Annotated in this window: 6 protein-coding genes and 1 pseudogene; 3 read left to right on the forward strand and 4 right to left on the reverse strand. The window is 42.3% G+C overall.

Annotated features, from left to right (window positions below):
* The first annotated feature begins 466 nt into the window (after positions 1–466).
* Entirely contained in the window at positions 467–2,950 is a 2,484-nt protein-coding gene (gene napA / locus H5202_RS13350; protein ID WP_182743545.1) for a nitrate reductase catalytic subunit NapA, read from the forward strand.
* 101 nt (positions 2,951–3,051) lie between these two features.
* Positions 3,052–3,483 (forward strand): nitrate reductase cytochrome c-type subunit, encoded by a 432-nt coding sequence (locus H5202_RS13355; protein WP_182772498.1) that lies wholly within the window; start codon positions 3,052–3,054, stop codon positions 3,481–3,483.
* Between the two features lie 134 nt (positions 3,484–3,617).
* On the opposite strand, the gene H5202_RS13360 is transcribed toward H5202_RS13355, so the two are convergent.
* On the reverse strand, positions 3,618–3,770 hold the full coding sequence (locus tag H5202_RS13360) for a hypothetical protein (RefSeq protein ID WP_182772499.1): 153 nt from the start codon (positions 3,768–3,770) through the stop codon (positions 3,618–3,620).
* 94 nt (positions 3,771–3,864) lie between these two features.
* Between H5202_RS13360 and H5202_RS13365 the strand changes: the two genes are divergently transcribed.
* Positions 3,865–4,749, forward strand: coding sequence for a LysR family transcriptional regulator (locus H5202_RS13365; protein WP_182772500.1), 885 nt, complete (start codon positions 3,865–3,867; stop codon positions 4,747–4,749).
* Positions 4,750–4,855: 106 nt separating this feature from the next.
* On the opposite strand, the gene fusA is transcribed toward H5202_RS13365, so the two are convergent.
* From fusA to H5202_RS13385, 3 genes and pseudogenes are all read right to left on the reverse strand, one after another.
* The gene (gene fusA, locus H5202_RS13370) at positions 4,856–6,949 is read right to left on the reverse strand and encodes an elongation factor G (RefSeq protein ID WP_182772501.1); all 2,094 of its coding nucleotides are present in this window, start codon (positions 6,947–6,949) and stop codon (positions 4,856–4,858) included.
* Between the two features lie 426 nt (positions 6,950–7,375).
* A pseudogene (locus H5202_RS13375) lies at positions 7,376–7,708 on the reverse strand (GGDEF domain-containing protein).
* A 406-nt stretch (positions 7,709–8,114) separates the two neighbouring features.
* Positions 8,115–10,636, reverse strand: a 2,522-nt coding sequence (locus H5202_RS13385) for an ATP-binding protein (RefSeq protein WP_182772503.1), incomplete at its 5' end; no start/stop codon positions are given.

Below are 10,636 nucleotides of genomic sequence, written 5' to 3' on the forward strand. Positions count from 1 at the left end.
CTAGCTCCTAGCTCCTAGCTCTGCAGGTCATTTAAGCTCATTGTTGGATCAAGATCCACCCAAAGGTTTTCACGAAGATTTCTCTAAGATTTTCTCTAAGATTTTTCGAAGACTTTTTTCGACGATAAGCAAACCGCTGCCTACCTACAAAGATCATACCTCTCACAATCTCAATACCTAACCCTTTAGCGCCATAATAGCAATAGAACGTTGATACACTTTCAATCAGCAAAAAAAGCTGCATATCAAGCACAACAAGCTTTACAAGCAATCTCTAAAACAGCATTTACCTAATTGTTAAAATGAGATTTACATCACGCTGAAAAATGTGATCTTGCACAACTATTAACCACTATACCCATTCTGAGGTATACCCATGTTATTAGTAAGGTCTAGACTCACTCTATCACGTCACCTCCAATGACTATCACGTACCAAGTACAACATTCTAAGAGTGAGGAACACCATGAGCATCAGTCGTCGCGAGTTTTTGAAAGCCAACGCCGCTGCCGCAGCAGCGTCGGCCGTGGGTATCGCTATCCCAATTAATATCGTTCAAGCTGCAGAAGGTAAAAGTGAAATCAAATGGGATAAAGCCCCATGTCGCTTTTGCGGTGTAGGTTGTAGCGTTCTAGTGGGTACTCGAAATGGTAAAATTGTTGCCACTCAAGGCGACCCAGAAAGCCCGGTTAACAAAGGCTTAAATTGTATTAAAGGGTATTTTTTATCCAAAATCATGTATGGCAAGGACCGATTAACCTCGCCATTACTCAGAATGAAAGATGGGAAGTATGATAAAGAGGGTGATTTCACCCCAGTTAGCTGGGATGTTGCCTTTGATACGATGGCCGAAAAATGGAAAGCCAGCATAGCCAAAAAAGGCCCAACCTCTGTAGGGATGTTTGGTTCTGGTCAGTGGACTATTTGGGAAGGCTACGCCGCATCTAAGCTTCATAAAGCGGGTTTCCTCACCAACAATATCGACCCTAATGCACGTCATTGTATGGCATCTGCTGTTGGTGGATTTATGCGTACCTTTGGGATTGATGAACCCATGGGTTGTTATGATGATTTAGAAGCTGCTGACCACTTTGTATTGTGGGGCGCCAACATGGCAGAAATGCATCCAATTTTGTGGGCACGCTTAACAGATCGTCGCTTAAGCCATAAAGATGCTCGCGTACACGTACTCTCTACCTATGAAAACCGCAGCTTTGACTTAGCAGACAATGCGATGGTGTTTAAGCCTCAAACAGACTTAGTCATCTTAAATTATATTGCCAACTACATTATTCAAAACAAAGCGGTAAACAAAGACTTTGTCAGCAAACACACTAAATTTGCTTTAGGTACCACAGACATTGGTTATGGTTTGCGCCCTGAACATCCATTGGAAAAGAAAGCTAAAAACCCAGGTAGCGGTGATGCCAAACCGATTAGCTTTGACGAGTATGCTAAATTCGTTAGCACTTACACTGTAGAATATGCAGCAAAAATGAGCGGCGTACCGGCTGAAAAACTTGAGATTATGGCAAAAGCTTATGCCGACCCTAACATCAAAGTGATGAGCTTATGGACCATGGGTATTAACCAGCATACTCGTGGTGTGTGGGCTAATAACATGCTCTACAACATCCACTTGCTCACCGGTAAAATAGCAACCCCAGGCAACAGCCCATTCTCATTAACCGGTCAACCATCTGCTTGTGGTACAGCCCGTGAAGTAGGCACATTCTCACATCGTTTACCTGCTGACATGGTGGTGAACAATGATAAACATCGTGAAATTACTGAAAAACTTTGGCAAGTCCCTGCCGGCACTATTCCAGCTAAACCGGGATACCATGCCGTGCTGCAAAGCCGTATGCTTAAAGATGGTAAATTAAACTGTTATTGGACTATGTGTACTAACAATATGCAGGCTGGTCCTAATATCAATGATGAAGTTTATCCCGGATTCCGTAATCCAGAAAACTTCATTGTGGTCTCAGATCCTTACCCTACTATCACAGCAATGGCCGCAGATTTAATTCTTCCAACCGCAATGTGGGTTGAAAAAGAAGGCTCTTATGGTAACGCGGAACGCCGTACCCATTTCTGGCATCAGCTAGTACCGACGCCAGAAGGGTCTAAGTCTGATTTATGGCAGCTGGTTGAGTTTTCTAAACGCTTTAAAGTCAGTGAAGTCTGGCCTGCTGAGCTAATCGCTAAACAACCTGAGCTAGCCGATAAAACGTTATATGAAGTGTTATTTGCTAACGGCGTAATCAATAAGTTCCCTACAAGCGATTGTAAAGGTGCTTATAACGATGAAAACGAACACTTTGGTTTTTACTTGCAGAAAGGTATTTTCGAAGAATATGCTCAATTTGGTCGTGGCCATGCGCACGATTTAGCAGACTTTGACACTTACCATCAAACGCGAGGATTACGCTGGCCTGTCGTTAATGGCAAAGAAACCACCCGCCGCTTTGTTGAAGGCAGCGACCCTTATGTCAAAGCAGGCGAAGGTTTCAATTTTTACGGTAAACCAGATGGTAAAGCCGTCATATTTGCACTGCCTTATGAGCCTGCTGCAGAAGAACCTAATGAAGAATTTGATCTATGGATGTCCACAGGACGAGTACTGGAACATTGGCACACAGGGTCAATGACAGCTCGCGTACCTGAATTGCATAAAGCGATGCCAAGTGCTCAAGTGTTTATGCACCCTGCTGACGCTAAAGCTCGTGGGTTAGCCCAAGGAGATGAAGTTACCGTGGCATCACCACGCGGAGAAATCAATACTCGAGTGGAAACCAAAGGCCGCAACAAGCCGCCTCGTGGAGTGGTATTTATGCCATTCTTCGACGCTAAGCAATTAGTGAACAAGCTGCTTTTAGATGCAACTGACCCATTATCAAAAGAAACTGATTTCAAAAAGTGTCCAGTGAAAATATTTAAAGCCTAATACCGCTTTTATATTAATTGCTGCAGCTGTCATAGGGTTATTACACCATGACAGCTGTGACACTCGATTTCTACATTCATTAGGATGTAACGGAGATGAAAATGAAAAAACTACTTAGCGTCGCGGCCATACTATTAAGCCTTAGCGCATATTCTGGACAACAAGCCGTAGCAGATAATACCCCTGTAAAAGTAGAGTCTCGTGTAGGTAACGTCGCCATTACCGACAACTTACCCGCTGATGCGATTGCCACTTATCCGACTAGAGGAAAAGCAATTGCACGCAGCTTTGCTGAACAACCGCCGTTGATCCCTCATAAAGATAGCTATAGCATCACCACAGACAAAAATGGCTGTCTAACATGTCATAGCTGGGATAAAACGAAAAGAATGAAAGCAACGCCAGTGGCGAAGTCACACGTAGTTGATGATAAGGGCACAGTAAATGGTATGAACTACTTCTGTGTGCAGTGTCATGTTGCCCAAGCGGATAATAAACAGGAGTTAGTGGAAAACACATTTACGACAAAGTAATTGGTGAAAATATAAATTCCCCCTATTCCTCAATTTGAGCAATGCCACTTCTATTGAAGTGGCATTTTTTTATGAGTATCCGTGTTAAAACGAAAACAGCCCTAACAACAAAAGAGCTAAAAACAAAACCCAGCCTAGGCTGGGTTTGTTGGTTGAGATGTTTGCTGTAAAGCCTGCGAACTGGGTTCAGCTGCTGTTTGTGATGTATTAGATGATTGTATCTCATGCTTCAGAGGCATCGCCGCTTGCCATAATGCACCGACCCATAAACTTGATGTTGATTTCATAACCATTGCTCCGTTTTTGTTAAGGAGTTCAAAGTAATCGTTTGGGGTTCATAGGTAAAATGAATAATTACCATAGAGTGGATTCCATTTAAGCATGAACATCCCAATCAAGACCTTACAGATCTTTCTCACCATAGTTGAAACTAAAAACTTTACCCGTGCGGCACAAAAATGTTTTATGACTCAACCGACATTGACAAAAACCATTCAGCGTTTAGAAGACAATATGGGTGAGCAATTGTTGATAAGGAATAATCAAACAGTAGAATTAACCCAAGCAGGACAATTGTTTGAACAAAGTGCGCGGGAGATTTTAGGTCATTGGCATCGACTACAAGAAGGGATTAACAATCTCAGTGGCTTAAAATCAGGACGATTACGACTTGGTGTGTGCCCTATGATGAGCAGCTTGATCACTCCTTTGCTGACTGATTATCGACAAAAATATCCCGGCATCGAATTACAGATGTACGAGTATGGCGGATTTGGTTGCGAACAAGCCCTATTGAGCAACAGTCTAGATATTGCCTTTACCGCACTACCAACAACCCATAAAACAGAGTTAGCAAGTCAACCTCTGACTAAATACCCCTTACTGGCTTGCTTACCAGAAGGACACCCACTTGCAGACAATGCTGATATACGCTGGCAAGACTTTGAATCTTATCCCTTCATTCTCTACAACGAAGATTTTTCATTAGCTAAGTTAATTAACTATTTAAGCCGTAAAGTTGGCGTACACCTCAACATAGCTTTTCGAACGGGTCAGTGGGATTTTTTAGCCGCAATGGTTGAAGCTAACTTAGGCGTCGCGATTTTACCCGACCCCATTTGCCAACGGCTAACCAATAGCAAACTGGTATTTAAACCGATGCAGCCGGCAATGACCTGGGATTTGGCATTAATATGGCGTGAGAATCTACCGTTAACCCCACCCGCTCAAGCACTATTAACGCTCAGCAGAAACAGTCATGAGTAATGCCAACCTTGTACCATAACCATTTTTATACTGTGGAATAGTATAAAAAAGGCATAAAAAAACCGCTGCCTAGGCAACGGTTTTTATCAGCAAATTGAAACTAGAATTACTTCTTAGCTTCAGCAGCCTTACGTTCTTTAACTTGAGCAACAACTTTCTCAGAAACGCTGTTTGGACAAGGGCTGTAATGAGCAAATTCCATAGAGAATTGACCACGGCCTGAAGTCATTGTACGTAGTGAACCGATATAACCGAACATTTCTGATAACGGTACATCTGCTTTAATACGAACACCTGTAACGCCAGCGTTTTGATCTTTGATCATACCGCGACGACGGTTAAGGTCACCAATTACGTCACCAACATTGTCATCTGGGCTGAATACATCAACTTTCATGATAGGCTCAAGAAGTTGTGCACCGGCTTTAGGCATAGATTGACGGAAAGCACCTTTAGCTGCGATTTCGAACGCGATAGCTGACGAGTCAACTGCGTGGAAAGCACCATCTTGAAGCACAAGTTCAACGTCTAACACAGGGAAACCTGCGATAGTACCTGTGTTCATCATGCTCTTGAAACCTTTCTCAACAGCAGGCCAGAATTCTTTAGGTACGTTACCACCAACCACTTTCGAAGTGAAAGTGAAACCAGTGTTTTGCTCGCCAGGACGGATAGTGTAGTCAATTTTACCAAACTGACCAGAACCACCAGACTGTTTCTTGTGCGTGTAGCTATCTTCAATTTCTTTAGTGATAGTTTCACGATAAGCAACTTGAGGCTCGCCTACAATTAGGTCAACGCCGTAAGTACGCTTAAGAATATCAACCTTAATGTCTAAGTGAAGTTCACCCATACCTTTAAGGATGGTTTCACCAGAATCAATGTCAGTCTCTACACGGAAAGATGGATCTTCAGCAATCATTTTACCGATAGCGATACCCATTTTCTCAGAACCGCCTTTATCTTTTGGCGTTACAGAGATAGAGATAACTGGCTCAGGGAATACCATGGCTTCTAGTGTACAAGGGTGCTTAGGATCACATAAAGTGTGACCAGTTTGCACGTTCTTCATACCAACGATAGCGATAATGTCACCAGCTTGTGCTGATTCAAGTTCGTTACGTTCGTTAGCTTGCATCTCAACCATACGGCCAATACGTTCTGTTTTACCAGTGAATGAGTTAAGGATGGTGTCACCCTTCTTCAAACGGCCTGAGTAGATACGTACGAAAGTTAACGCACCAAAACGGTCATCCATAATCTTGAACGCTAATGCTTTAAATGGTGCATCAACATCAACGATTGCGAATTCGCCATTTTCGTTACCTTCTTCGTCAGTTAGAGGTTGTGGATCAACTTCAACTGGATCAGGTAAATAATCAACAACGGCATCTAGCAATAACTGCATACCTTTGTTTTTGAATGCGCTACCACAATATGTTGGGAACACAGCCATTGTACGAGTACCGGCACGGATACAACGCTTAACGTCTTCAATAGATGGTTGAACACCGTCCATGTAAGCTTCTAATAAGGCATCGTCTTGCTCAAGAGCAGTTTCGATTAGCATTTCACGGTATTCTTCAACAAGATCAACCATGTCAGCTGGAACGTCTGTAATTTCGAAGTTTTCTGGTAAACCAGAATCATCCCAAATGTGTGCTTTGCGAGTTAATAGATCAACAACACCAATGAATTCGTCTTCAATACCGATTGGTAAAACCATTACCAATGGGTTAGCCGCTAATACGTCTTTAGTTTGCTTAACAACACGTAAGAAGTCAGCACCCATACGGTCTAACTTGTTTACGAAGATGATACGCGCAACTTCAGAATCGTTAGCATAACGCCAGTTTGTTTCTGACTGAGGCTCTACACCGCCTGAACCACAGAATACACCGATACCGCCGTCAAGCACTTTAAGCGAACGATAAACTTCAACTGTAAAGTCAACGTGGCCTGGGGTGTCAATAACGTTAAAACGGTGATCTTTCCAGAAACAGCTTACTGCTGCAGACTGAATGGTAATACCGCGCTCAGCTTCCTGTTCCATGAAGTCTGTGGTTGATTCACCATCATGTACTTCACCGATCTTATGGATCTTACCGGTTAGCTTAAGGATACGCTCGGTGGTCGTGGTTTTACCCGCGTCAACGTGAGCGAAGATACCAATGTTTCTGTATTTGGATAATTCGGTCATGATTCAACTTTAATGATTAGTTTAAGAAGTAGACGGAGCATGCGAAAAAGAACCGACACACCGCACATCAGGTTATTAAGGCGCATATTGTAAATTGGAACCTTGCTGGGCGCAAATAGCTGTTGCAATATTTATTTGTTTTTAGCATAAAAAAACTCAATTAATGCTGTAAATCATATATAAAACAATTGACTAAAAAATAGTAGATTATTTTTTAGTCTTTGGGTGAATTTCACCGAAAAATGTTAAATTTTAGATGAAATACGTAAATTTGCATTTTTAGGCCCTCATAATGTCGATAAACAACATCGCACCACAACAAATAAGTATTTATTCACACAAAGATCGAGTTTTGCGAAAGGAACAAACATCCAGCAACATGTGGTTTTTATCTACGCACTACAATATTGATTACGCCCAGACTGCTTAGTTTGTATATAACGCTGTATCAGCTCGTTCAACGCAAGCTTGAACCCGCTCATTATCACCCAGTAAGGCAAGCCCGAAACTACAGGTCCCGGTGATATTGTGATAAAAATGGAAATAACTCAGTTCATCTGTAATTCGCTGCCAAAGCTCAATGGCATCATGTAACTCTACATGCTGACAAACCACAACACCCCTTCTGTGCCTCGCAACAACATCAAGCTCCCTTACTGATGCTTGTAGCACTTGCGCAACTTGAACTCATATTTTGTCACCAATAGTATGTCCATGCCGGTCATTTATCGCTTTAAAGAAATCGATATCAATGATAATCGGTTAGTAATGCTAAATAATTAGATGAAATTCCAGTATGACGGCATTCAATAATGGCTTTATAAAGTAACCAATCGGGATCGACACAATAACAGATGATATTACGGTTTTTGAGTTGACGAAAGACGAGGTCTCGGCCACTGAAGCACTGGCATGCTTAGTGCTAATCAAATTAATGAGTACCAACAGGGTAAGTAACAATAGGTTTAAGTAACAATAGACTTAAGAACTTAAGCCGAGTTAATGTTCGCATCATTTTTAAAAGTTGTATGATCCAACAATATGGACCGAAAACTAGCTGAACCAAAAGTGAGTATGCTACGAGGTGTATTACAACAGACGAAAATATGACAAAAAAATACCCGCTTAAATAGCGGGTATTTTATTCAACAATTAATCTTAGGTTTTACGCTTCGATGGGCAATATTACAAACAGTAAGTCACCTTGTGAAACTTGCTGACCATTGCTATTAAGAATACGCTCAATACGATACTTTTGGTCTTCAGGATATAACACACCTGTTTGACGATTAAAGCCCGCTAACGTTAGTTGAGAGAACATCTTCATTGCTTCCATCAATGCTAATGTTTGTTCAACCGTGACGATGTCACCTTCTTTAACAAAGTCTGCTTCACCTGGTGCTGGAGAGGTATAGAAAATACCTGCGCCTTGAGCCAATACTTTCAACTCGTTGCTTTCGCCAACACGCAATGATTCAGTATCAACCTCAATCGCTTCTGCTGCAGCTTCCATTTCTGCAATCAGTGCTGGTATGTCTAGCTCAGCCATTAAACGTGGCAAATAGTTAGTGTCATACACCCCTTCGTTGAACGTTGGATCTTTAAGGATAAGCTTCAACAATGGAATGTTAGTCGCAATACCTTTAATCACTACGCTATCGAGGTACGCATACATTTTAGACACAACGTCGGCACGGTCAGTACCTCGTATAATGATCTGTGCGATCAAGCTGTCATAGTATGGCGATACTTCCTTACCCGCTGCTGCAATCGAAATAATTTCGACATCGTCACGCTGAGGCAATACACATTCAGTGATTTTACCAGGATTAGGAATAAGCTGAAGAATACCGTGGCTGTCAAGCGCCGCTTTTTCCGCAGTTACACGCACTTCCATGGCATAACCTTGGTCTACAGGCTGTAGATTTTCAATTGAACGGCCCGCAGCAATATCAAACTGCGCGCTAACAATATCAATACCAGATGTTGCTTCAGTCACCGGATGCTCTACTTGAAGACGAGTGTTCATCTCCATGAAGTACACTTCGTTAGCATCTAAGTTATAAATAAACTCAACGGTACCCGCACCCATGTAATCGGTCGCTTCACCTAACGCACGAGTGTATTCCATCACGCGCTGCTTAAGCTCTTCAGGCAACATAGTTGAACCAGACTCTTCAATCACTTTCTGGTTGTTACGTTGCACAGAACAGTCGCGAATACCCAATACTTTGGTATTACCAAATTTATCACGCAGTAACTGCACTTCAATATGACGCAATGATGTAACGTATTTCTCTAAATACAAATCACCATTACCGAACGCAGCGGCGGCTTCTGTCGCAGTTTTCTGGAAGAAACCAATCATGTCCTCAGGGCGTTTAACGACCTGAATACCTTTACCGCCACCACCTTGTACTGCTTTCAACAGCACAGGGTAACCAATTTCAGACGCTACGTTCACCGCTTGTTCTGCGTTAGTCAAAATGCCATGACTACCAGGAACAACGGGCACATTTTGCTTTTGAGAAGTATGGATAGCATTAGATTTGTTACCCATGGTCGTCATTGAATGCACGCTAGGACCAACAAAGTTGACTCCATTGTTAACACATAATGCCGCAAACTGTGGGCTTTCTGACAAGAAACCAATACCTGGGTGCAACGCATCAACGTTTTCATATTCAGCGACTTTCAATACTGAGTAAGCATTGAGGTAACTTTCATCTGAAGTATTACCACCAATACACACAAGCTTATCAGTATCTTTCAGCATATCTGCTGGAACAGATGTCATGTCTGGGTCTGAGGCCACCAACACCACATTAATGTTGTTGTCGTGTGCTTTACGAATCAGTTTAACTGCCGTACAACCACGAGCATGCACCAGCACTTTATTAATTGGCTTCATCAATGCACGAGGATCGTCCTGTACAATAACGTCTTCTAGCTCAATCACTTCAGGCACTAAAGTCGACAACGCTTTGCTAATCACTTCTTCAATCTTAATTGTCGGTAATGGCATCAGTGGATCAATACCCGACAACTGGGTGTCTAAGGTGTCGCTAAATGGATTATGAACTAACCCCGTCATTGCCCCTGGCACTTTAGATAAGTAGTTCGACAATGTGGCTGTAGATGGTAAGTACGCAGGTACGACCATTTGACCAGCAAACGGCATATTGGTGCCTGAAAGATAGTAAGTCTGCACTAAAGGATGGGTTACAAAACTGGCTTGAGCACCACCAGTACAGTCACCAAAACCAAACATGAGTACAGGCAATTCGTTATCACGAATAAAGCGTGTAATACGGTCGTTGACAACAGCCATTGAAAACAATGCTGCTGCGCCTTCTTTAGTTTGCATACCACCAGAGCTGATAAAACAAATAACCGGTAATTTACGCTTAGCACATTCAATTAATAGCGAACTGAATTTTTCAGCACTGGCCATATCAAATGCACCCGCTTGGAATGCCGTATTTGAAACCGCAACACCAACACGTAGCTTGCTACCGTTATTATTAAAGTCAGCCAGACCGGTAATCAAACCACAAGGGCGGATCTTTTTATCGATAGCATCTTCAATCGATAAACGGAAACCAGGGAAGTTAAGCATGTTAGCTGACATTTTGTCGGCATCAATTTCATCAAACTTGGTAAAGAACTGTTTGATAATATTTTCCC

The sequence above is a fragment of the Shewanella sp. SG41-4 genome (genome assembly GCF_014164505.1).
GTDB lineage: Bacteria > Pseudomonadota > Gammaproteobacteria > Enterobacterales > Shewanellaceae > Shewanella.

Excerpts from the sequence above, each read along its gene's own strand:
- napA (WP_182743545.1), top strand. The coding sequence starts at position 467 with ATGAGCATCAGTCGTCGCGAGTTTTTGAAAGCCAACGCCGCTGCCGCA.
- H5202_RS13355 (WP_182772498.1), top strand. The coding sequence starts at position 3,052 with ATGAAAAAACTACTTAGCGTCGCGGCCATACTATTAAGCCTTAGCGCA.
- H5202_RS13360 (WP_182772499.1), bottom strand. The coding sequence starts at position 3,770 with ATGAAATCAACATCAAGTTTATGGGTCGGTGCATTATGGCAAGCGGCG.
- H5202_RS13365 (WP_182772500.1), top strand. The coding sequence starts at position 3,865 with ATGAACATCCCAATCAAGACCTTACAGATCTTTCTCACCATAGTTGAA.
- fusA (WP_182772501.1), bottom strand. The coding sequence starts at position 6,949 with ATGACCGAATTATCCAAATACAGAAACATTGGTATCTTCGCTCACGTT.